At 69.8% G+C, this 20450-nt stretch carries 23 protein-coding genes; 20 read left to right on the top strand and 3 right to left on the bottom strand.

From position 1 onward, the window contains the following. Window positions 1-107 precede the first annotated feature (107 nt). The 10 genes from hisD to hisF all read left to right on the top strand — a co-directional run bounded on the left by hisD (window position 108) and on the right by hisF (window position 7725). The gene (gene hisD / locus H5T77_RS01750; RefSeq protein WP_292644345.1) at window positions 108-1436 is read left to right on the top strand and encodes a histidinol dehydrogenase; all 1329 of its coding nucleotides are present in this window, start codon (window positions 108-110) and stop codon (window positions 1434-1436) included. Then, window positions 1433-2536: a histidinol-phosphate transaminase gene (locus H5T77_RS01745; protein WP_292644343.1), complete on the top strand. Its 1104-nt coding sequence runs from the start codon at window positions 1433-1435 to the stop codon at window positions 2534-2536. The genes hisD and H5T77_RS01745 overlap by 4 nt, the downstream gene beginning before the upstream one ends. After that, the gene (gene hisB / locus H5T77_RS01740; RefSeq protein ID WP_292644341.1) at window positions 2533-3150 is read left to right on the top strand and encodes an imidazoleglycerol-phosphate dehydratase HisB; all 618 of its coding nucleotides are present in this window, start codon (window positions 2533-2535) and stop codon (window positions 3148-3150) included. Before H5T77_RS01745 ends, hisB begins: the two co-directional genes overlap by 4 nt. Next, entirely contained in the window at window positions 3147-3800 is a 654-nt protein-coding gene (gene hisH / locus H5T77_RS01735; protein WP_292644340.1) for an imidazole glycerol phosphate synthase subunit HisH, read from the top strand. The genes hisB and hisH overlap by 4 nt, the downstream gene beginning before the upstream one ends. Then, the gene (locus H5T77_RS01730; protein ID WP_292644338.1) at window positions 3801-4133 is read left to right on the top strand and encodes a hypothetical protein; all 333 of its coding nucleotides are present in this window, start codon (window positions 3801-3803) and stop codon (window positions 4131-4133) included. It begins immediately after the preceding gene. A 28-nt stretch (window positions 4134-4161) separates the two neighbouring features. Further along, window positions 4162-4662 carry a DinB family protein gene (locus H5T77_RS01725; protein ID WP_292644336.1) on the top strand — a complete coding sequence of 167 codons (501 nt, stop codon included), beginning with the start codon at window positions 4162-4164 and terminating at the stop codon, window positions 4660-4662. Continuing rightward, window positions 4663-5346, top strand: a complete 684-nt coding sequence (locus H5T77_RS01720; RefSeq protein ID WP_292644334.1) for a cysteine hydrolase family protein — start codon at window positions 4663-4665, stop codon at window positions 5344-5346. Between the two features lie 83 nt (window positions 5347-5429). Further along, on the top strand, window positions 5430-6149 hold the full coding sequence (locus H5T77_RS01715; protein WP_292644332.1) for a VOC family protein: 720 nt from the start codon (window positions 5430-5432) through the stop codon (window positions 6147-6149). 68 nt (window positions 6150-6217) lie between these two features. Continuing rightward, on the top strand, window positions 6218-6967 hold the full coding sequence (gene priA, locus H5T77_RS01710) for a bifunctional 1-(5-phosphoribosyl)-5-((5-phosphoribosylamino)methylideneamino)imidazole-4-carboxamide isomerase/phosphoribosylanthranilate isomerase PriA (RefSeq protein WP_292644330.1): 750 nt from the start codon (window positions 6218-6220) through the stop codon (window positions 6965-6967). Next, window positions 6964-7725 (top strand): imidazole glycerol phosphate synthase subunit HisF, encoded by a 762-nt coding sequence (gene hisF / locus H5T77_RS01705; protein WP_292644328.1) that lies wholly within the window; start codon window positions 6964-6966, stop codon window positions 7723-7725. Before priA ends, hisF begins: the two co-directional genes overlap by 4 nt. Window positions 7726-7828: 103 nt before the next feature. Here the strand turns inward: hisF and H5T77_RS01700 are convergent, their stop codons facing one another. Both H5T77_RS01700 and H5T77_RS01695 read right to left on the bottom strand, forming a co-directional pair. Beyond that, window positions 7829-9280: a YncE family protein gene (locus H5T77_RS01700; protein ID WP_292644326.1), complete on the bottom strand. Its 1452-nt coding sequence runs from the start codon at window positions 9278-9280 to the stop codon at window positions 7829-7831. 115 nt (window positions 9281-9395) lie between these two features. Beyond that, window positions 9396-10019, bottom strand: a complete 624-nt coding sequence (locus H5T77_RS01695) for a TIGR03085 family metal-binding protein (RefSeq protein ID WP_292644324.1) — start codon at window positions 10017-10019, stop codon at window positions 9396-9398. An 86-nt stretch (window positions 10020-10105) separates the two neighbouring features. Between H5T77_RS01695 and H5T77_RS01690 the strand changes: the two genes are divergently transcribed. The 5 genes from H5T77_RS01690 to H5T77_RS01670 all read left to right on the top strand — a co-directional run bounded on the left by H5T77_RS01690 (window position 10106) and on the right by H5T77_RS01670 (window position 15210). Next, window positions 10106-11914, top strand: a complete 1809-nt coding sequence (locus H5T77_RS01690) for an ABC transporter ATP-binding protein (protein ID WP_292644322.1) — start codon at window positions 10106-10108, stop codon at window positions 11912-11914. A gap of 164 nt (window positions 11915-12078) precedes the next feature. Next, window positions 12079-13896, top strand: coding sequence for an ABC transporter ATP-binding protein (locus H5T77_RS01685; protein WP_292644320.1), 1818 nt, complete (start codon window positions 12079-12081; stop codon window positions 13894-13896). A gap of 125 nt (window positions 13897-14021) precedes the next feature. Further along, entirely contained in the window at window positions 14022-14390 is a 369-nt protein-coding gene (gene hisI, locus H5T77_RS01680) for a phosphoribosyl-AMP cyclohydrolase (protein WP_292644318.1), read from the top strand. After that, complete coding sequence (locus H5T77_RS01675) at window positions 14387-14935, top strand: Trp biosynthesis-associated membrane protein (RefSeq protein WP_292644316.1); 549 nt, start codon at window positions 14387-14389, stop codon at window positions 14933-14935. Before hisI ends, H5T77_RS01675 begins: the two co-directional genes overlap by 4 nt. Window positions 14936-15009: 74 nt before the next feature. Continuing rightward, complete coding sequence (locus H5T77_RS01670; protein WP_292644314.1) at window positions 15010-15210, top strand: HGxxPAAW family protein; 201 nt, start codon at window positions 15010-15012, stop codon at window positions 15208-15210. Between the two features lie 61 nt (window positions 15211-15271). Here the strand turns inward: H5T77_RS01670 and H5T77_RS01665 are convergent, their stop codons facing one another. Further along, window positions 15272-15601, bottom strand: a complete 330-nt coding sequence (locus tag H5T77_RS01665) for a DUF4190 domain-containing protein (RefSeq protein WP_292644312.1) — start codon at window positions 15599-15601, stop codon at window positions 15272-15274. Window positions 15602-15748: 147 nt separating this feature from the next. On the opposite strand from H5T77_RS01665, the gene trpC reads away from it, so the two are divergent. From trpC to lgt, 5 genes are read left to right on the top strand one after another with little or no spacing between them, the layout of a single operon-like run. After that, window positions 15749-16531: an indole-3-glycerol phosphate synthase TrpC gene (gene trpC, locus H5T77_RS01660; protein WP_292644311.1), complete on the top strand. Its 783-nt coding sequence runs from the start codon at window positions 15749-15751 to the stop codon at window positions 16529-16531. 19 nt (window positions 16532-16550) lie between these two features. Next, window positions 16551-17810 carry a tryptophan synthase subunit beta gene (gene trpB / locus H5T77_RS01655; RefSeq protein WP_292644310.1) on the top strand — a complete coding sequence of 420 codons (1260 nt, stop codon included), beginning with the start codon at window positions 16551-16553 and terminating at the stop codon, window positions 17808-17810. Continuing rightward, window positions 17807-18616: a tryptophan synthase subunit alpha gene (gene trpA / locus H5T77_RS01650; RefSeq protein WP_292644308.1), complete on the top strand. Its 810-nt coding sequence runs from the start codon at window positions 17807-17809 to the stop codon at window positions 18614-18616. The genes trpB and trpA overlap by 4 nt, the downstream gene beginning before the upstream one ends. Next, a complete protein-coding gene (locus H5T77_RS01645; RefSeq protein ID WP_292644307.1) occupies window positions 18613-19230 on the top strand; it encodes an SCO family protein in 618 nt (205 codons plus the stop codon). The genes trpA and H5T77_RS01645 overlap by 4 nt, the downstream gene beginning before the upstream one ends. Window positions 19231-19238: 8 nt before the next feature. After that, the gene (lgt, locus tag H5T77_RS01640; protein WP_292644305.1) at window positions 19239-20213 is read left to right on the top strand and encodes a prolipoprotein diacylglyceryl transferase; all 975 of its coding nucleotides are present in this window, start codon (window positions 19239-19241) and stop codon (window positions 20211-20213) included. Window positions 20214-20450: the final 237 nt, after the last annotated feature.

Raw genomic sequence — 20450 nt, 5'->3', positions numbered from 1 at the left:
GTCCTGGGCGCCGTATGCGTCGTGTCGGCCGCTCCGCGGTGCGCGGCGCGACGTCCACGTGGCGTCCGCAGATCGGCTCCCAGGTGCCTCACTCGTAGACTTGAGGCATGATCCGCCGCATCGACCTGAGGGGTGCCGACAGAGGCTCCGCTTCGACCATCGACTACCGCGCCGCCGTGCCGCGCGCCGAGTTCGACATCGAGGCGGCCACCCATGCGGTGCAGCCGATCATCGACGCTGTCCGCGACCGCGGTTACGACGCGATCGTCGAGTTCTCCGAGAAGTTCGACGGCGTACGCGTCGACGACATCCGGGTGCCGGCGGCCGCTCTGACCAAGGCGCTCGAGGAGCTCGACCCGGACATCCGTGCCGGGCTCGAGGAGTCGATCACCCGGCTGCGGGCCACCTGCGAGGCCGAGCTCGAGACCGACGCCGTCACCGACCTGGCGCCTGGCGCCCGGGTCACGCACCGCAAGGTGCCGGTGGGGCGCGTGGGGCTCTATGTGCCCGGTGGCCTTGCTCCGCTGGTCTCCTCGGTGCTGATGAACGTCGTGCCGGCGCAGGTCGCCGGCGCGCCCTCGATCGCGCTCGCGTCGCCCCCTCAGAAAGAGTTCGGGGGGCTTCCGCAGCCCACCATCCTGGCCGCGTGCGCGCTGCTGGGCGTCGATGAGGTCTATGCCGTCGGCGGTGCCCAGGCGATCGCGATGTTCGCCTACGGGGTCTCGGCAGGCTCGACCTCCGGCGGGTGCGAGCGCGTCGACATGGTCACCGGTCCGGGCAACATCTACGTCGTCACCGCGAAGCGCCTGCTCAAGGGGCAGGTCGGCATCGACTCCGAGGCCGGTCCGACCGAGATCGCGATCCTCGCCGACGAGACGGCTGAGGCCGCCTATGTCGCCGCCGACCTGATCTCCCAGGCCGAGCACGACCCGCTGGCCGCCTCTGTCCTGGTCACCGACTCCGAGACGCTGGCCGCCGACGTCGAGGCCGAGCTCGACAAGCAGGTCGCCGCCACGAAGCACGTCGAGCGGATCCGTACGTCGCTGACCGGCGCGCAGTCGGGCATCGTGCTCGTCGACGACGTCGACCAGGGCGTCGACGTTGTGAACGCGTACGCCGCCGAGCACCTCGAGATCCACACCGCCGACGCCGCGCGCGTCGCCGGCCGGATCCGCAACGCGGGTGCCATCTTCGTCGGGTCCTTCGCCCCGGTCTCGCTGGGCGACTACTGCGCCGGGTCCAACCACGTCCTTCCCACCGGCGGCTGCGCCTGTCACTCCTCGGGTCTCTCGGTGCGGGCCTTCACCAAGTCGATCCACGTCGTCGACTACTCCCGCGAGGGGCTGGCGGCGGTCAAGGACCACGTGGTCACCCTCGCCGAGGCCGAGGACCTGCCGGGTCACGGCGCGGCGGTGTCGGTGAGGTTCTCGTCGTGACAACCACCTCCTGGCCGCCGATCCGTGCCGAGCTCGCCGGGATCGAGCCCTACGGCGCTCCGCAGCTGGACGTCCCGGTCCAGCTCAACGTCAACGAGAACCCCTACCAGCCCTCCGCGGAGACGGTCGCCGACATCGCCGCGAGCGTCGGCGAGGCGGCGCGCACGCTCAACCGCTACCCGGATCGCGAGTTCGTCGCGCTGCGGGAGGGGCTGGCGGCGTACCTCTCCTCGGATGTGGAGGCGCAGATCAACCCGGAGCAGGTATGGGCGGCCAACGGGTCCAACGAGGTGATGCTGCAGCTGCTTCAGGCCTTCGGCGGCCCGGGACGCACCGCGATCAGCTTCGCGCCGACGTACTCGATGTATCCGGAGTACGCCCGCGACACCAACACCGAGTGGGTCGTCGGCCACCGGGAGAGCGACTTCGCGATCGATCTGGAGAAGGCGCGGGCGCTGGTCGAGGAGACCCGGCCCCACGTCGTGCTGCTGCCGAGCCCCAACAACCCCACCGGCACCGCGCTGCCCCCGGAGGCGGTCACGGCGCTGTGCGAGGCCGTCGGGGAGGCTGGCATCGTCGTGGTCGACGAGGCCTACGGGGAGTTCCGCCGGACCGGGGTGCCCTCGGCGCTGGAGCTGCTCGCCGAGCACCGCAACCTCGTGGTCACCCGCACGATGTCGAAGGCGTTCGCCGGGGCGGGGCTGCGGCTCGGCTACCTGGCGGCCGACCCGGCGATCTGCGACGCGATCCGCGTCGTACGGCTGCCCTACCACCTCTCCGCGGTGACCCAGGCGGCAGCGAGCGCCGCGCTGCGGCACGCGCCGGAGCTGCTGGGCTATGTGGCCTCCCTCCGCGAGGAGCGGGACGCGCTCGTGGCGTGGTTGCGTGGGGAGGGGCTCGAGGTCGCCGACTCGGATGCCAACTTCGTCCTCTTCGGGCGCTACGCCGACCGGCACGCGGTGTGGCAGGGTCTGCTCGACCGCGGCGTGCTGATCCGCGAGACCGGACCCGAGGGATGGCTGCGGGTCTCGGTCGGGACCGCCGACGAGATGATCGCCTTCAAACAGGCTTTGACCGATGTGAACGGAGCACGAGCATGAGCAGGACCGACCGGACCGCCCGGATCGAACGGGAGACCTCGGAGTCGAAGGTCGTCGTCGAGGTGAACCTCGACGGCACGGGGCGGGTGGACGTCTCGACCGGTGTCGGTTTCTACGACCACATGCTGACCGCCTTCGGGCGCCACTCGCTGGTCGACCTCACCGTGCACTCCGTGGGCGACGTGCACATCGACGCCCACCACACCGTCGAGGACACCGCGATCGTGCTCGGTCAGTGCCTTCGCGAGGCGCTGGGGGACAAGAAGGGCATCCGCCGCTTCGGCGACGCGACCCTGCCGCTCGACGAGGCGCTCGTACGCTGCGTCGTGGACGTCTCCGGGCGGCCCTACTCGGTCCACACCGGCGAGCCGGAGGGGCAGCAGTACGTGCTGCTCGGCGGCTCGGGGGTGCCCTACCTCGGCTCCCTGACCCAGCACGTCTTCGACTCCATCGCCCACCACGCCCACCTGACGCTGCACGTCAACGTGCTCGCCGGGCGCGAGCCGCACCACATCGTGGAGACGCAGTTCAAGGCGTTCGCGCGGGCGTTCCGCGACGCGATCGCCTACGACCCGCGTGAGACCGGGGTCCCGTCGACGAAGGGCGCACTGTGAGCGAGCGTCGTGCTCCGTCGGTGGTCGTCCTCGACTACGGCTCCGGGAACGTACGCTCCGCCGTCCGTGCCGTCGAGCGTGCCGGCGCCTCGGTCGAGCTGACCGGTGACCTCGACGCCGCGATGGCGGCCGACGGGCTGCTGGTGCCCGGCGTGGGGGCGTTCGAGTCCTGTATGAAGGGGCTGCGGGCGATCCGCGGCGAGCGGATCATCGCACGGCGGCTCGCCGGCGGGCGTCCCGTGATGGGGATCTGCGTCGGCATGCAGATCCTCTTCGAGACCGGCATCGAGCACGGTGTCGAGACCGAGGGCTGCGGTGAGTGGCCGGGCGTCGTGGAGCGTCTGCAGGCGCCGATCGTGCCGCACATGGGCTGGAACACGCTCGACGTGCCGTCGGGGACGTCGTTGTTCGCCGGTGTCGAGAAGGAGCGGTTCTACTTCGTCCACTCCTACGGCGTGCGCGACTGGACGCTGGTCACCAACGACCGCACCGTCGCGCCGCTGGTCACCTGGGCCGAGCACGGTGGCGACCGGTTCGTGGCCGCTGTCGAGAACGGTCCGCTGACCGCCACCCAGTTCCACCCGGAGAAGTCAGGCGACGCCGGCGCCGCTGTCCTGCGCAACTGGGTTCTCTCCTTGAAGGCGGCCTAGGTGGCCCAGACAGGAGCCCGCGCGAAGGCTCGCGCCGAGCGGGAGCGGCTGGCCGCGGCTGCCGCTGAGGAGCGGGCTGCCCAGCAGGCCAGGTCCGCTCGACGCCACGCCCGGAAGGAGCGGCTGACGGGGTGGATCCCCGCGCATCGGTCCCGGCCGGACAGCCCGCTCGCGGAGCGCCGGCGGCGCAACGTACGGATCCTGGTCGTCGTCCTTCTCCTCCTCAACGCGCTGATCTATCTCATCACCGAGGACGTCGGCACGGTGGTCTTTGCCGCCATCGCTTCGGTGCTGGTCGCGCCGGTGGTCTACACGCTGCTTTTCCGCCGCTGACCGAGCTCGGCGCGGCAGGATGGTCGTCGTGGACGACGACTTCGCCAAGACCCACCTGCACGACAAGCTCCGCGCTGTGCGCGAGGCCCTCGTCTGGAAGCTCGAGGGGCTGTCCGAGCAGGACATCCGCCGCCCGATGACGCCGACGGGCACCAATCTGCTCGGACTGGTCAAGCACAATGCCCTCTCGGACGCCCGCTACTTCGGCGAGGTCTTCGACCGTACGCCGCCCGTCGATCTTCCGCCGTGGGACAACGCCGGGTGGTGGGGTGCCACCCATTGGGCGACCGAGCACGAGAGCCGGAGCGATGTCCTCGGTCTCGCCGACCGCGTCTGGTCCCACGTGGACGCGACCATCGAGGAGCTCCCGATCGACGCTCCCGGCTACGTGCCGTGGTGGGACGAGGACATCATGCTGTTCAACATCATGGCCGCCCGCCTCTGCGACGCCACCCGTCACGCCGGCCACGCCGACATCCTCCGCGAGACGATCGACGGGTCCGTCGGCGTCAATCGCGAGAGCGCCTGAGTGGCGGCGCCGAGCGTGCACAGGTGGGCGATCCCTGAGCGGGAGTACGCGCGACAGGAGACTCGGCGGGGCAGACGACATGCGTACCCGACCCTCGACCCGGCGAGGACCGCGCTGCTCGTCGTCGATCTCGTCCCGTTCTTCTACGAGTCGAATCCGACCTGCTACGCGATCACACCGAACGTACGTCTGCTCGCTGATGCTCTCCGCGAGGCCGGCGGCGTCGTCGCGTGGATAGTGCCAGGCGACCCGGGACCGAGGTCATGGGCGCGGGAGTTTCTCGGTGACCAGGTGGCGGAGATGTTTCGACGCAGCGGCGGGGCCGGGCCGGTCCCGGGTCGCCTCGGACCGGGTCTCGAGGCACACGAGGGCGACGTGCTTGTCGAGAAGACGGCGACCAGCGCCCTGTTTCCGGGGAGGTCGACGCTTGACGGCCAGCTTCGGAAGCGTGGCGTCGAGACCGTTGTCGTCACCGGCACGCTCACCGAGGTCTGCGTCGCCGGCACGGCGCGTGATGCGGCGACGCTGGGATATCGCACGATCCTGGTCGCCGACGCCACGGCAGGTCGCGACGACGAGTCCCACAACGCGACGCTGACGACCATCTATCGGACCTTCGGGGACGTACGCGGCGCCGACGAGGTCCTCGGGCTCGTCGCCGCCGGACGTACTGTCGTCACCTGACCGACTACGACACGAACTGACCCGGTCGGCGCGGCACCGAAACCGATTGCGCCCCGAACCCGGCGCGACCTAGGTTGCCGGACATGACACCTCGGCGGTTCGGGATCTGCATCGACGCCAACGACCCGGAGCGGGTCGCGGAGTTCTGGGCGGCGGTGCTCGGGAGGGAGGCCGAGACGCAGGGCGAGGAGATCAGGCTGCTGCCGCAGGCGGAGGACGACTTCCGGATCCGGTTCGTCCCCACCGATGCGCCGAAGGTGCTGGAGAACCCGCACCACCTTCATCTCACCAGCAGGCTGCCGGAGGACCAGCAGCGGACCGTCGACCGGCTGCTCGGGCTCGGCGCCACCCACCGCGACGTGGGCCAACGGCCGGACGAGGAGCACATCGTGCTCGGCGACCCGGAGGGCAACGAGCTGTGCGTGATCCCGGCCGGGAACAGCTGGCTGGCGGGGACCGGGTTCCTGGGCGAGGTCGCGGCGGACGGGTCGCGGGAGACCGGGATGTTCTGGAGCGCAGCCCTCGGCTGGCCGCTGGTCTGGGACCAGGACGGCGAGACCGCGGTCGCCACCCCGTCGGGCAGTGCCAAGGTCGCCTGGGGCGGTCCGCCGCCGGTGCCGCGCGGGCCCCGGGACCGATTCCGCTTCGACCTGGTCGCGCCCGAGGACACCGGTCCCGTCGACGAGATCCGCCGCCTCGTCGGTCTTGGCGCGACGCTGGTTGCCGAGACGTACGAAGGCGGGCGGTGGGCAACGATGCGGGATCCGGATGCCTACGAGTTCACCTTGGTGGAGCCGCGTTGACCAAGGATCCGTCTCGCAGCCGGATGGCGAGGCAGGGGCGGCGGCGTAGGGAACATAGGATCGTGCCCATGGGTGATTACCTCGAGCTCCTGCCGGCCGTCGATGTGAAGGGCGGGCAGGCCGTCCAGCTCGTTCAGGGTGTGGACGGGTCGGAGAAGCGGTTCGGCGATCCGTACGAGGCGGCGCTGAGGTGGCAGGAGGCCGGGGCCGAGTGGATCCATCTGGTCGACCTCGACGCCGCGTTCGGCCACGGCAACAACCGCGAGATCCTCGCCGGGATCGTCGGCAAGCTCGACATCAAGGTCGAGATGAGCGGCGGGATCCGCGACGACGAGTCCCTCGAGGCCGCGATGGCGACCGGCTGCCGACGAGTCAACATCGGCACCGCCGCGCTGGAGAACCCCGAGTGGACCCGGCAGGCGATCGCCACCTACGGCGACCGGGTCGCGGTGGGCCTGGACGTACGTGGCCGGACCCTTGCTGCGCGCGGCTGGACCAAGGAGGGCGGCGACCTCTACGAGACGCTTGCTCGCCTGGACCAGGAGGGTTGCGCGCGCTACGTCGTCACCGACGTCAACAAGGACGGCATGCTCCAGGGCCCCAATCTCGACCTGCTGCGTGCGGTCTGCGAAGCCACCGACCGGCCGGTCGTGGCGAGCGGCGGAGTCACCACGATCGACGACATCGAGGCGCTGATGGGGCTCGTCGAGATCGGCGTGGAGGGCGCGATCGCCGGCACCGCGCTCTACACCGGGTCCCTCGACCTCGCCGACGCGCTCGACCTCACGCTCGGGCGGCCGCGCGGGGACCAGTCATGACTCTCGCTGTCCGTGTCATCCCCTGCCTCGACGTCGACGCCGGTCGGGTCGTCAAGGGGATCAACTTCAAGGAGCTGCGTGACGCCGGTGATCCGGTGGAGCTGGCCGCGACGTACGACCAGGAAGGCGCCGACGAGCTCACCTTCCTCGACATCTCCGCCTCTCACGAGGGGCGCGCGACGACGCTGGAGATCGTCACCCGCACCGCTGAGCAGGTCTTCATCCCGCTCACCGTCGGCGGTGGGATCCGCAGCGTCGATGACGTGGACCGGATGCTTCGTGCCGGTGCGGACAAGATCGCGGTGAACACCGCGGCGATCGACCGTCCCGAGCTGATCGCCGAGATCGCCGACCGGTTCGGCAACCAGGTGCTCGTGCTGTCGGTCGACGCTCGTCGGGCGCCGGGGACCGACTCCGGTTTCGAGGTCACGACCCACGGTGGCCGCAAGTCGGCCGGGATCGACGCAATCGAGTGGGCGGTGAAGGCGGCTCAGCTCGGCGCCGGCGAGATCCTGCTCAACGCGATGGACGCCGACGGCACCGAGGACGGCTTCGACATCGACCTGATCAAGGCCGTACGCAGCGAGGTGACCGTCCCCGTCATCGCCTCCGGCGGCGCAGGGAGAGCTGAGCACTTCCCGCCCGCGGTGGAGGCCGGCGCGGACGCCGTCCTGGCAGCCACCATCTTCCACTTCGGCAAGGTGCGGATCGGCGAGGTCAAGCAGGCGCTCTCCGGCGCCGGCGCCCCGGTTCGCTGACGGGCGGGCAGAGCGGCGCCAACGCCGCGAGGCGATGTCCTGAGCTTGTCGAAGGGTGCGTGCCATGGCGGCGCGAAGCGCTAGGAACTTCTGGGACGCGCCACTAGCTCAGCAGTGAGCTCGGGATCTGCCCGTGGCGTACCCGCTGGGGGTGGTTGCCGACGTCCAGGTAGGCGAGCTCCTCGCCGGTGCGGAAGTCGATCACCGCGACCGCGTCGGCGTCCGACAACGATGCCCAGCAGGTGTTGCCGAGGCCCTCGGTGGTCCAGTAGGGCTTGCCGTAGTAGTTGCCGGTGGTCTGCTCGTCGAGCGTCTTGTACTCGCCGGTCGTGCGGTCGACCATCGCGACGTAGTCGTCCATCGTGCCCGCGGCGCACAGCGTCTTGCCCTTGGAGTCGATCGAGAGCCCGTGGTGGGCGGAGTCGTTGACATAGAGCTCGCGCGGCAGCTTGGTGCGCTTGGGGAGCGGGATGACTCGCGTGACGGCGCCGGTGCGCGGCTCCTCGATGGAACCGGTGGAGTAGCCGACCTTCCCGTCGATGTCGGCCGCCTGGGTGTCGAACTCCACCAGGCCGTGCAGGAACGACATCTGGAAGTAGATGAACCGCTCCCCGGGCGCGACCGCCATGGGACGTACGGCCGAGGAGATCGAGGGGTAGCCGGCCTCCTCCAGTTCCTTGCCCATCTCCCAGCGCTGCGAGATCTCGAAGGTGGACTCGTCGACGATCTCGAACCAGCGGTCACCCTTGATCGCATCGTGGATCGGGCCGATCTTGATCGGCGGGATCAGGTCGGTGCCGGGGATGTTGCCGAGACCGAGCTGGTCGAGGCGGTGTCCTGAGCCTGTCGAAGGGTTGACCAGCGGCAGCGAGTCGAGGGAGAGCTCCTTATGGTCGCCGGGGAGGTAGACGCGCCCGATGGAGGCGTGGAAGATGCGCGAGCCGTCCTTCGAGTAGTTGTTCTCGTGGGGTGTCTCGCCGGACTCGAACGTACGCAGCCGCTCACCCGTCCGCGGGTCGCCCGCGCCGCCCATCCAGTACTCGTGCACCGACCGTGAGGTCGAGTCGGAGACGAGCAGCTTGGTGCCGTCGGGGGAGAGGCCCATGTGGTCGGTGCGGTGACCGTCCATCTGCTGCTCGACCACGACGGAGTCGGGCGAGCCCGCGAGCGCCTTCTCGATGTCGATCCAGACCACGTCGGCGAGGCTGGGACGCGAGACCGCCAGCAGCTTGCCGTCCCGCGTGGTGAACATGTCGTCCACGAGCTGGTCGTTGCCCTCACCGGGCCCGTAGCGGACGAGGTAGTACATCGCCAGCCGCTCGGGATCCCTGTGGATCGCGGCGATCTCCTCTTTCTTGTCCGGCACCAGATCGATGCCCTTGCGGACCACCTCGAGACTGCGAGCATCGACGATCGAGGCCGTCCCGTCCCAGTTGTTGCCCACGATCATCACGTCCCGCAGCGTCGATGGCGCGGGAGCGCTCAGAGCGGGGGCGGCTGCGGTGAGCGAGAAGACGAAGAGCATGGCGACGGTGACTGCTGCCGCACGACGCATCGCGGGACCTCCTGGGGGATTCGGTTATCCCGAGGACAACCCCGCGGGCCGGACTGAGGTTACGGGCGTCACGCCCGGAGCGGCCCGCTGAGCGGAACGCCATTCAGCAGCGGGCTCAGAAGCCGAGGCTGGCGTTCTCCAGCTGAGTGATCTTCTCCGCGGGCCCGTCGAACGACAGCCCGCGCACGGCGTGCCGCCCGAAGCAGAAGAGGATGAGCTCGCCGACCGGGCCGGTGATGGTGACCGGTTCCTCGCCGGCTCGCAGGGTGGCGGTGTCGGTGCCGTTGCTGACCATCACCGGGATGTCGGCGGGTCGGACCAGGCCCTTGCCGAGCAGCTTCAGGGTGCTCCAGAGGTCACGCTCGGCAACGGCGGGGAGCGTACGCGGCTCCCAGCCGCTCTGGGCGCGGCGGAGATCCTCGTGGTGGACGAAGAACTCCACCGTGTTGACCACCCTGTCGATCGGCGCGATCGAGTAGAGGGTGCCCTTCGGGTCGCGCAGACGATCGGCGAGATCCTCGAGCGGCTGTGTGGCGTACGCCGCCTCAGCCTTCCTCAGCGCGGGTGCGAGCGGAGACAGGAAGATGCCCGGCGCGGCCCACGGGCGACGCTCGCGCACCAGCAGGTGCACGAGCAGGTCCTTGACGTCCCAACCCTCGCAGAGGGTCGGTGCCGCTGGCCCGAGAGAGACTGCGGTGTCACACAGGGCGAGGCGCTCGGAGCGCGCGAAGGAAGCCACGGTCGCACCCTATCGAGCCGTCCGGTGACGGGCGGCCTCTAAAAGATTCGTCGCATTCACGGTGCTGGCCTAGGCTTTACCTCGAGATGAGCGACGAGGATCCAACACCCCAGCGGGCCACCACGACCGACGGGTTCAAGGTCCTCGGGGTCGCCATCCGGCGCGAATGGGCGGTCTTCACGCTCTCGGCCCTCGGATCCGCGCTCTTCGGCGCGCTGACCGTCGCCGATGCCTGGGTGCTGGGCTGGTCCACCGACCATGTGCTGGTCCCGGCCCTGCGCGACGGCGAGATCGGCGCCGGCTGGCTGTGGGCGGTGGTCGGGCTCTTCGTCGGCGTCGCGATCCTGCGAGCGGTCGGGGTGGTGGCACGGCGCCTGGGCGCCGGAGTGATGCAGTACCGCATGCAGGCGCACTCGCGCCGCGCGGTCACCCGGCAGTATCTGGCGCTCCCGCTCGCCTGGCACCACCGGCACCCGACCGGTCAGCTGCTCTCCAACGCCAACTCCGACGTCGAGGCGTCCTGGGCGCCGATCGCGCCGCTGCCGATGGCGGTCGGGACCCTCGCCATGATGGTCATCGCGATCGGGCAGATGTTCTGGACCGACGTGGTCCTGGCGTCGGTCGCGATCCTCGTCTTCCCCGCGGTCGTGGTCGCCAACCTGGTCTTCCAGCACTTCTCCTCCCCGCTGATGACCCGTGCCCAGCAGTTGCGCGCGGAGCTCTCCGGGATCGCCCACGAGTCCTTCGACGGCGCCCTCGTCGTCAAGACGCTGGGACGTGAGCCGGAGGAGACCACCCGCTTCCGGGACAAGGCCCAGGAGCTGCGGGACGTCAACATCCGCGCAGGCCGGATCCGCGCCGCGTTCGACCCGATCCTGGCCTCCCTGCCGAACGTCGGGGTCCTCGCCGTCCTGGCGGTCGGTGTCGGCCGGGTCTCCAGTGGTGCCGCCGCCCCCGGCGACGTCGTCCAGATCGCTTTCCTGCTCACCATCGTCGCCTTCCCGATCCGTTCCTTCGGCTGGCTGCTGGGAGAGTTCCCGCGCAGCGTGGTCGGCTATCGGCGGGTGCAGCGGGTGCTGAACGCGACCGGCCGCCTGACCTACGGCAAGGCGAGGACCAGCCGCGAGACCACCGGCGCGCGCCTGCGGGTCGACGGCATCTCCTACGCCTACGCCGACGGACCGACCCTCCTCGACGGTGTCGACTTCGAGGTCGAGCCCGGCCGCACCGTCGCGATCGTCGGCGAGACGGCCTCCGGCAAGAGCACCCTGACGATGCTGCTGGCCCGTCTGGTCGACCCAGAGAAGGGCCGGATCACCCTCGACGGCACCGACCTGCGCGACCTGGACGCGGGGGAGTGGGCCCGGGTGGCGGCCCTGGTTCCGCAGACCGCCTTCGTCTTCGACGACTCCGTGCGCGGCAACGTCACCCTCGGAGCCGACGTCACCGACGACGAGGTCTGGTCCGCGCTCAAGGCGGCCCAGGCCGACGGCTTCGTCACGGCGCTGCCGAACGGCCTCGACACCACCCTCGGCGAGCGCGGCGCGAGCCTCTCCGGAGGGCAACGGCAGCGCCTGGCGCTGGCCCGAGCCCTCGTACGCCGCCCCCGCCTGCTGATCCTCGACGACGCCACGTCCGCGGTCGACCCCGAGGTCGAGCAGCGCATCCTCGCCGCACTGCGGAGCAGCGCAAGCAGCGGAGAGCTGCGTGACGGCGCCAACGACACCAGCCTCGTCGTGGTCGCCTACCGCAAGGCCACGATCGCGCTCGCCGACGAGGTCGTGCACCTCGAGGGCGGCCGTGTCCTCGACCGCGGCACCCACACCGAGCTGCTCGCCCGCGACGAGTCCTACGCCCGCCTGGTGAACGCCTACGAGACCCCGGAGGTGGTTTAGGCCGTGTCCATCAACCCGGAAGCGTCGGCCGAGCGCCGCCCATCACGCGCCCTGGCGGTGTTGTCGTCGGTCGACGGCCAACACCGGGCCGCCTCCCTCCTCCGCCTTGCCAAGCCACGCGCTGGACAACGCTCGACTCGACGCCGGATTGAAGGACACGACCTATGACCGCGATTCTCGAGCCCGAGACGCGGGTCGGAAGCGGCGAGGACCTCGGCGCGATCGAGACCATCCGCCGAGGCATCAAGCACTCCCCGGAGCTGGTCGAGGGCATCCGCGGCACCATGGCCCTGGCCGTGCTCGCCAGCGTCGGCCAGGTCGTCGTGCCTGTCGTGGTCCAGCAGACCCTCGACAACGGGCTGAGCGGCACCGGCGGCCCCGACCTCGGCTACGTCCTGCGTGCCGGGCTCATCGCGCTGGTCGCCATCGCCGTCACGGGCTGGGCCTCGTTCATGATGACCAGCCGGCTCTTCACCGCCGCCGAGCGGGGCCTGTCCACGCTGCGTACGAAGGCCTTCCGACACGTCCACGACCTGCCGATGCTCACCCAGTCGACCGAGCACCGCGGCGCCCTGGTCTCGCGGGTGACCAGCGACGTCGACCAGGTCAGCCAGTTCATCGTCTTCGGTGGTCTGCTCTTCATCGTCAGCATCGGGCAGATGCTGATCGCCACCGTCGTGATGGTGGTCTACTCCTGGCAGCTCGCGATCCTGGTGTGGCTCTGCTTCGGCCCGCTCTTCCTGAGCCTGCGGTTCTTCCAGCGCAAGCTGTCCGCGGCCTACACCCTCTCCCGTCGCCAGGTCGCGAAGATGCTCTCCGCGGTCTCCGAGCCGGTCGTCGGCGCCGCCGTGGTGAAGGCGTACGCCGTCGAGGACCGCACCCAGGAGCGCATCGACCGCGAGATCCATGCCACCAGCGCCGCGCAGATCAAGGCGCAGGCCTACACCTCCGTCTTCTTCAGCCTCGGCGGCCTCTCCGGGGGCCTCGCCAACGCCGGCGTGATCGTCGGCGGCGTCTCGCTGGCGCTGGCCTACCGCGGCACCGGCGGCGAGCTGAGCGTCGGTGAGATCCTGGCGTTCGCGTTCCTGGTGACGCTGTTCGTCGGCCCCGTCCAGATGGGCACCCAGATCCTCACCGACGCGCAGAACGCGATCGCCTCCTGGCGGCGAACGATCGGGATCCTGGACACGCCCGCCGACCTCGTCGACCCGGGCCCGTCCGGCGTGGTCCTGCCGCGCGGCCCGCTCTCGATCGAGTTCGACGCGGTCACCTTCGCCTACCCCGGCGGCCGTCCGGTCCTCCACGACATCTCCTTCGAGATCGCGCCCGGGCGCAGGGTCGCCGTCGTCGGCGAGACCGGCTCGGGAAAGTCGACCATCGCCAAGCTGCTCACCAGGGTCATGGACATCACCCATGGGCAGGTCCGCCTCGACGGCGTGGACGTACGCGAGGTCGGAAACGTCTCATTGCGCACCAGCGTCGTGCTCGTCCCGCAGGAGGGCTTCCTCTTCGACTCCACCCTCGCCGAGAACGTACGTTACGGCCGGCTGTCCGCGACCGACGAGGAGATCGTGGAAGCGGCTCGGGTGCTCGGCCTCGGCGACTGGCTCGCCGGCCTCCCCGACGGCGTCCGCACCAACGTCGGTCAGCGCGGTGAGTCGCTCTCCGCCGGCGAGCGGCAGCTCGTGGCCCTGCTGCGCGCCCAGCTCGCCGACCCCGACCTGCTGGTCCTCGACGAGGCCACCTCCGCCGTCGACCCGCGCCTGGAGATGCGGATCAACCGCGCGCTGGAGCGGCTGATGAGCGGACGCACCTCGGTCACCATCGCCCATCGCCTCTCCACCGCCGAGGCTGCTGACGAGGTGCTCGTCATCGACGCCGGTCGCCTCGCTCAGCGTGGCCCGCACGCCGACCTGGTGGCGCAGGCGGGCTCGACGTACGCACGCCTGCACTCCTCCTGGGTCGCTCAGCAGGGCAGCTGACCCGTCCCGCCGAAACGTCAGTAAGTGACAGCTAGGGGCTAGGCGGCCAGGGCCTCCGGTTCGATGGATCGCGGCGGCGACATGCCGGTTGTGTCCGTACTGTTGCCCGGCGGGATACTGGAGCCGTGACTAGACCCACGAGCGAGGGACTGGACCCCGCCATCGCCGACCGCCTCAAGCGCGACCCCGACGGGCTGGTGCCCGCGGTGGCGCAGCAGCATGACACCGGCGAGGTGCTGATGCTCGGCTACATGGACGACGAGGCGCTGGCGCGCACGCTCGCCACCGGCCGGGCGACGTACTGGTCCCGCAGCCGACAGGAGTACTGGGTCAAGGGAGAGACCTCCGGCCACCACCAGTACGTCAAGGAGGTGCGCCTGGACTGCGACGGCGACACGATCCTGCTCAAGGTCGACCAGGTGGGCCCGGCCTGCCACACCGGCGACCACACCTGCTTCGACGCCGGCCTGCTCTCGCAGGGTGCTGGCTCGTGAGGTCCTTCGGCCCGACGGTCACGGCCGGTCTCGTCGGCGCGGCGCTGGCCGCGTGGGCCGGGTCCAACGAGTGGGTCAAGGTGACCGCGCCGGCCCAGGTGCCCGCCGACCTCAACGACTCTCCGGCCACCACCGGTCTGGCCCTGGTCGCCCTCGCGGCCTGGGGCGTGGTCCTGGTCACCCGAGGCCTCGTACGCCGCCTGGTGGCCGGCCTCGCCGGCCTGGCCGGGATCGGGGTGATCGTCAGCTTCTTCGGCCATCCCGGGATCGACGCGCTCGGCCGGGCGATCGAATCCGAGGTCGTGTGGGGCGAGACCGAGCACACCACCACCCCCTGGCCCTACCTCGCGCTCCTCGGCTCGGTCCTGACCGTGGCGGCGGCCGTCGCGGCCCTACGTCTGGCGTCCTCGTGGCCCGAGATGGGCCGGAGGTACGACGCCCCCGCGACCGCGAAGGCCGAGCAGAAGCCGTTGGAGGAGCAGTCCACGATCGACGTCTGGAAGTCGTTGGACGAGGGTCGGGACCCGACGACTGGGGATCAATGAATACACTGCAGCCAAGCCCACCTGGATCGCTTCGGGCTTCGCTTCAGCAAAAGAACTCGCAGAGGAGTCATCGCATGTCCGCCAGCCACGGCAACACCCCGGCAGCCTGGATCGCAGTTGCGGTCGGCCTCCTCGGGTTCCTGATCGGCAGCGTCGCCATGATGCTCGACCCGATCAGCTGGTTCATCTTCTGGGTCGGTGTCGCCGTCACGGTCGTCGGTGGCCTGCTCTTCATCGTGCTCGCCAAGCTCGGCTTCAACGTCGAGTCACACTGAGCCTGTGAGACAGCGAGGCCCCCGGCGGATTCGCCGGGGGCCTCGCTGATGTCAGCCGGACTCAGTAGGTGCTGGTGTCGACGCTCAGGGCGCCGGTGGCGTACAGGATGATCGCCAGCACGGTCCAGATGATCGAGATGATCCCGAGGATGAAACCAGCGGTCGCCATTCCGCGCCCGCTGATCGCTCCGCCGGAGGCGTCGATCTCTCCCTGTGCCTGCTTGCCGAGGATCAGCGCGGGGATTCCCGTGAAGATGCCGCAGCAGACGAGGCCGAGAATGCCGAGGACAAGTGCCCAGATCGCCTTCTTGCTGTTGCCTGCGGGCTGCCCAGGCTGCCCGGGTGCCGGCGACCCGTACTGCGGTGGCGGCGGCGGAGTTCCGTAGCTCATGTGTCTGACCTCCAAAGTCAGGCGAGTTGGGTTGAGATGGAAAGAACTTAACGTTTCCCGCCCGCACTGTGGCGCCAAATCGGGCGTGTCACGGTTCGGGTGAGAGGCTTTGCACGTGGGTCATACCCGGAAACGAGAGGTTTAAACATGTCGGTGCTCGAAAAGATCATCGACGGCGTACGTCTGGATCTGGCGCAGCGCCAGGCGACGGTGTCGGAGGCGGACCTGCGGGCCCGGCTGGCCGACGTCGACGCGCCCCGCGACCCGATGCCGCACCTGCGTGCGGCCGGCAGCAGCGTGATCGCCGAGGTGAAGCGGAAGAGCCCCTCCAAGGGTGCTCTCGCCGACATCCCCGACCCGGCCGCGCTGGCCGCGAAGTACGCCGCCGGCGGTGCCGCCGCGATCTCGGTGCTCACCGAGGAGCGCCGTTTCGGCGGCTCCCTCGCCGATCTGCGCGCGGTCCGGGCGGCTGTCGAGACGCCGATCCTGCGCAAGGACTTCATCGTCGAGCCGTACCAGCTGCTCGAGGCCAGGGCCGCGGGTGCTGACCTGGCGCTGCTGATCGTCGCCGCGCTGGACGACGACACGCTGCGCAGCCTCTACGAATACGCGCGCGAGCTGGGGCTGACCGTGCTGGTCGAGACCCACGACGAGGCCGAGGTCGCCCGCGCGGTCGATCTCGGCGCCGAGCTGATCGGCGTCAACGCCCGCAACCTGAAGACCCTCGAGATCGACCAGGACGTCTTCGGCCGGCTGGCGCCGCTCATCCCCGAGGACCGGGTGAAGGTCGCCGAGTCCGGCATCTTCACCGCCACCGATGTCAAGCGCCACGTCACCGAAGGGGCCCGTGCGGTCCTCGTCGGCGAGGCGCTGGTCAAGCATGGCGACCCGCAAGGCACGGTCGCCGAGTTCACCGGAATCCAAGGCTAGGCCGAGAGCAGATGCAGCCATGACAACTCACATCCACGAAACGACGAGCTACGACGCCGACGAGTTCGGCTGGTTCGGCGGCGAGGCCGAGGGCTTCGGCGGCCGCTTCATGCCCGAGGCGCTGATGAAGGCGCTCATCGAGCTCGACGAGGCCTGGCAGGGCGCCAAGGCAGACCCCGCGTTCGTGGCCGAGTTCGATGCGATCCTGCGTGACTACGCCAACCTGCCGAGCCCGCTCTACCACGCCACCCGGCTCTCCGACCAGCTCGGCGTGCGGGTCCTCCTCAAGCGCGAGGACCTCAACCACACCGGCGCCCACAAGATCCGCAACGTGCTCGGCCAGGCGCTGCTCACCAAGCGGATGGGCAAGACCCGGGTGATCGCCGAGACCGGGGCGGGACAGCACGGCGTCGCCTCCGCGACCGCGGCTGCGTACTTCGGTCTGGACTGCACCGTCTACATGGGCAAGGTCGACACCGACCGCCAGGCGCTCAACGTGGCCCGGATGCGGCTGCTCGGCGCCGAGGTCGTCCCGGTGCCCTCCGGCAGCGGCACCCTCAAGGACGCGATCAACGAGGCCCTGCGTGACTGGGTCGCGAGCGTCGACCACACCGCCTACCTGTTCGGCACCGCCGCCGGGCCCCACCCGTTCCCGACGCTGGTCAGAGACATCGTGCGCGGCATCGGCGACGAGGCCCGGGTGCAGGCCATCGAGCAGTTCGGTGGGCTCCCGAACGCCGTCGTCGCCGCGGTCGGCGGTGGCTCCAACGCGATCGGGCTCTTCACCGCGTTCCTGGACGACGAGGACGTCGAGATCCACGGCTTCGAGGCCGGGGGAGACGGCTTCGAGACCGGCCGTCACGCCGCCACCATCCAGGCCAACGACCCCGGCGTGCTGCACGGCGCCCGCACCTACGTGCTCCAGGACGAGGACGGTCAGACCATCGAGTCCCACTCCATCTCTGCCGGCCTCGACTACCCTGGTGTCGGCCCGCAGCACGCCTGGCTGGCCAAGTCCGGCCGGGTCTCCTACACGTCGATCACCGACAAGGAGGCGATGGACGCCTTCGCGCTGCTCTCGCGCGCGGAGGGCATCATCCCCGCGATCGAGTCCGCCCACGCGATCGCCGGCGCCATCAAGATCGCGCCCGAGGTCAAGGAGCGTCACGGCGAGGGCGCAACGATCCTGATCAACCTGTCCGGCCGCGGCGACAAGGACATGGGCACAGCCATCGAGTACTTCGGGCTCGGCGACAGCAAGCAGGGAGAAGCACAGTGAGTACGTCGGTTGCATACGCGAAGGCGAAGGCCGAGAACCGCGCCGCCCTGGTCGGCTACCTCCCGGCGGGCTTCCCGACGGTGGAGGGGTCGATCGACGCGCTGACCACGATGGTCGAGGCCGGCTGCGACATCATCGAGATCGGCCTGCCCTACTCCGACCCGGTGATGGACGGCCCCACGATCCAGGATGCCGTGCAGCAGGCGCTCGACGGCGGCGTACGGGTCGACGACGTGTTCCGCGTCGTCGAGGCCGTGGCCGCGACCGGGGTGCCGACCTTGGTGATGACCAGCTGGAACCCGATCGATCGCCGCGGCGTGGACCGTTTCGCCCAGCAGCTGCAGGACGCGGGTGGCTCGGGCCTGATCACGCCGGACATCACCCCCGACTTCGCGCCGGAGTGGATCGAGGCCGCCGACGCCCGCGATCTCGACAAGGTCTTCCTGGTCGCCCCCAGCAGCACCGACGAGCGGATCACGATGACCACGGCCCAGTGCCGCGGCTTCGTCTACGCCACCGCGGTCATGGGTGTCACCGGCGCCCGTGCGAAGACCTCCGACCTGGCCGCTCCCTTGGTCGCCCGCACCAAGCGGCTCAGCCCTGCCGGGACCGACCTGCCCGTCGGCGTCGGCCTCGGGGTCAGCAACGGCGCCCAGGCGGCCGAGATGGCCGCGTACGCGGACGGCGTGATCGTCGGCTCCGCCTTCGTGCGTACGCTGCTGGACAACCGTTCCGACGAGCAGGCGGCGCTCAAGGCGCTGGCGAGCCTGACCGAGGACCTGGCAGCGGGAGTCCGCGCGCGTTGAGACTCCTCGTACTGCCTGTTCTGCTGATCCTCGTCGGACTTCTCGCCGGCTGCGGCGCACCCGCCACCGGCCAGAAGCCTGCTTCGGAGATGACCGGTCAGGAGCACACGCCCTACCAGCTCTCCGACACCGCGCTGACCGACACCGCCGGTGAGCCGTACTCGATCGCCACCGACGCGGCCAGGCCGCTGACGCTGGTGTTCTACGGCTACACCCAGTGCCCCGACGAGTGCCCGCTGGTGATGTCGAGCCTGACCGCGGCGCTGACCCGTCTCGACCCCGCCGAGCGCAAGCAGGTCGACGTCGCCTTCGTGACGACCGACCCGGCACGCGACACGACGGAGGTGCTCGAGAAGTACCTGGACCGCTACGACGAGGACTTCATCGGCCTCACCGGCGACATGAAGGACATCGTCACGCTGGCCGAGTCGATGCGGCTCTACATAGGGGAGGCCGCCCGGCTACCCAGTGGGGGCTACGATCTCGGGGTCCACGACACTCACGTCTCCGCCGTCTCCCAGGGACAGGCCACCGTGGTGTGGTCGATGAACACCTCGCCCAAGCAGTTTGCCGACGACATCCACCACCTCCTCGAGGAAGTAAACGCCGCATGATGCTCCCGATGTCCATCCCCAGCCCGGCCGAAGGCGTGCTCTGGCTCGGGCCGGTCCCGTTGCGCGGCTACGCCTTCGCGATCATCCTCGGCATCATCGTCGCGGTCTGGGTCTCCGAGCGCCGCTGGAAGGCTCGCGGCGGCCGGGTAGGCGACATCCAGGACATCGCGCTGTGGGCGGTCCCGTTCGGGCTCATCGGCGGCCGGATCTACCACGTCATGACCGACTGGCAGCTCTACTTCGGTGACGGCGCCAACCCGATCGAGGCGCTCTACATCTGGCGCGGCGGTCTCGGTGTGTGGGGTGCGATCGCGCTGGGCGCGGTGGGCGCGATCATCGGCGCCAAGACCAAGGGCATCAAGATCATCCCGCTGCTGGACACCATCGCCCCGACCTGTCTGCTCGCGATGGGCATCGGCCGCTGGGGCAACTGGTTCAACCAGGAGCTCTACGGCAGGCCCACCGACCTTCCCTGGGGCCTGGAGATCGACCCGTCGTTCTTCCCCGAGGGCCCGGGCCAGTTCCCGGTCGGCACCACGTTCCACCCGACGTTCCTCTACGAGTTCTGCTGGGACATCCTCGCCTTCTTCGTGATCGTCTACCTGCAGAAGAAGCTGCGTCTGGGCGGCGGCCGGGTGGTCGCGCTCTACGTGATGGCCTACTGCCTGGGCCGCGGCATGATCGAGACCCTGCGCATCGACAACGTGCAGCTGGTCGACGTGGCCGGCCTGCGCTGGAGCGAGTGGATGTCGATCATCCTGTTCGTGCTCGCGGCCGCATGGTGGGCGTATGCCACTCTCACCGGACGGGGTATGGTCGAGGAGGAGGTCTACAGCGATCCTGCCAAGGCCCCGGCGAACGACACGACGAACGACCCTGCGGACGACACCGAGACCGACGCTGAGAACGACGCCGACGTAGACACCACCGGCGACGTGAACGACAACGGGACCGACGACGAGGAATCCTCGACAAAGGCCTGATCAGGCGCAGAAAACGGGCGCAAAGAAGCGCCCTGCTGGAGGGTGTCCACCGTTCGACCCTCGTGCGCAACCTACGCGTGACACAGTGGTAACCTAGCCGCACTCGCGCGGGCCAACGCTGTCCCCTGCAGATTGCCAGTTTCATCCCCGCAAGGGCGCGCGCACCTGTCGCAGACATCCCCCGCTCCGGACCCGGCTCGAAGCAGAGCCGAAAATCCGGGGCTATTGGGCTGCGTC

It is taken from the genome of Nocardioides sp., assembly GCF_014360585.1.
Classification (GTDB): Bacteria; Actinomycetota; Actinomycetes; order Propionibacteriales; family Nocardioidaceae; genus Nocardioides.
The sequence above is the reverse complement of the archived record's forward strand: the minus strand, read 5'-3'. Positions and strand labels throughout refer to the sequence as shown.

Bases quoted from the DNA above. Each gene is read 5' to 3' on its own strand.
- trpB (WP_292644310.1), top strand. From the start codon at position 16,551: ATGACAACTCACATCCACGAAACGACGAGCTACGACGCCGACGAGTTC.
- H5T77_RS01700 (WP_292644326.1), bottom strand. From the start codon at position 9,280: ATGCGTCGTGCGGCAGCAGTCACCGTCGCCATGCTCTTCGTCTTCTCG.
- H5T77_RS01685 (WP_292644320.1), top strand. From the start codon at position 12,079: ATGACCGCGATTCTCGAGCCCGAGACGCGGGTCGGAAGCGGCGAGGAC.
- hisD (WP_292644345.1), top strand. From the start codon at position 108: ATGATCCGCCGCATCGACCTGAGGGGTGCCGACAGAGGCTCCGCTTCG.
- priA (WP_292644330.1), top strand. From the start codon at position 6,218: ATGGGTGATTACCTCGAGCTCCTGCCGGCCGTCGATGTGAAGGGCGGG.
- H5T77_RS01715 (WP_292644332.1), top strand. From the start codon at position 5,430: ATGACACCTCGGCGGTTCGGGATCTGCATCGACGCCAACGACCCGGAG.
- hisF (WP_292644328.1), top strand. From the start codon at position 6,964: ATGACTCTCGCTGTCCGTGTCATCCCCTGCCTCGACGTCGACGCCGGT.
- H5T77_RS01670 (WP_292644314.1), top strand. From the start codon at position 15,010: ATGTCCGCCAGCCACGGCAACACCCCGGCAGCCTGGATCGCAGTTGCG.
- hisB (WP_292644341.1), top strand. From the start codon at position 2,533: ATGAGCAGGACCGACCGGACCGCCCGGATCGAACGGGAGACCTCGGAG.
- H5T77_RS01665 (WP_292644312.1), bottom strand. From the start codon at position 15,601: ATGAGCTACGGAACTCCGCCGCCGCCACCGCAGTACGGGTCGCCGGCA.
- lgt (WP_292644305.1), top strand. From the start codon at position 19,239: ATGTCCATCCCCAGCCCGGCCGAAGGCGTGCTCTGGCTCGGGCCGGTC.
- trpC (WP_292644311.1), top strand. From the start codon at position 15,749: ATGTCGGTGCTCGAAAAGATCATCGACGGCGTACGTCTGGATCTGGCG.
- H5T77_RS01690 (WP_292644322.1), top strand. From the start codon at position 10,106: ATGAGCGACGAGGATCCAACACCCCAGCGGGCCACCACGACCGACGGG.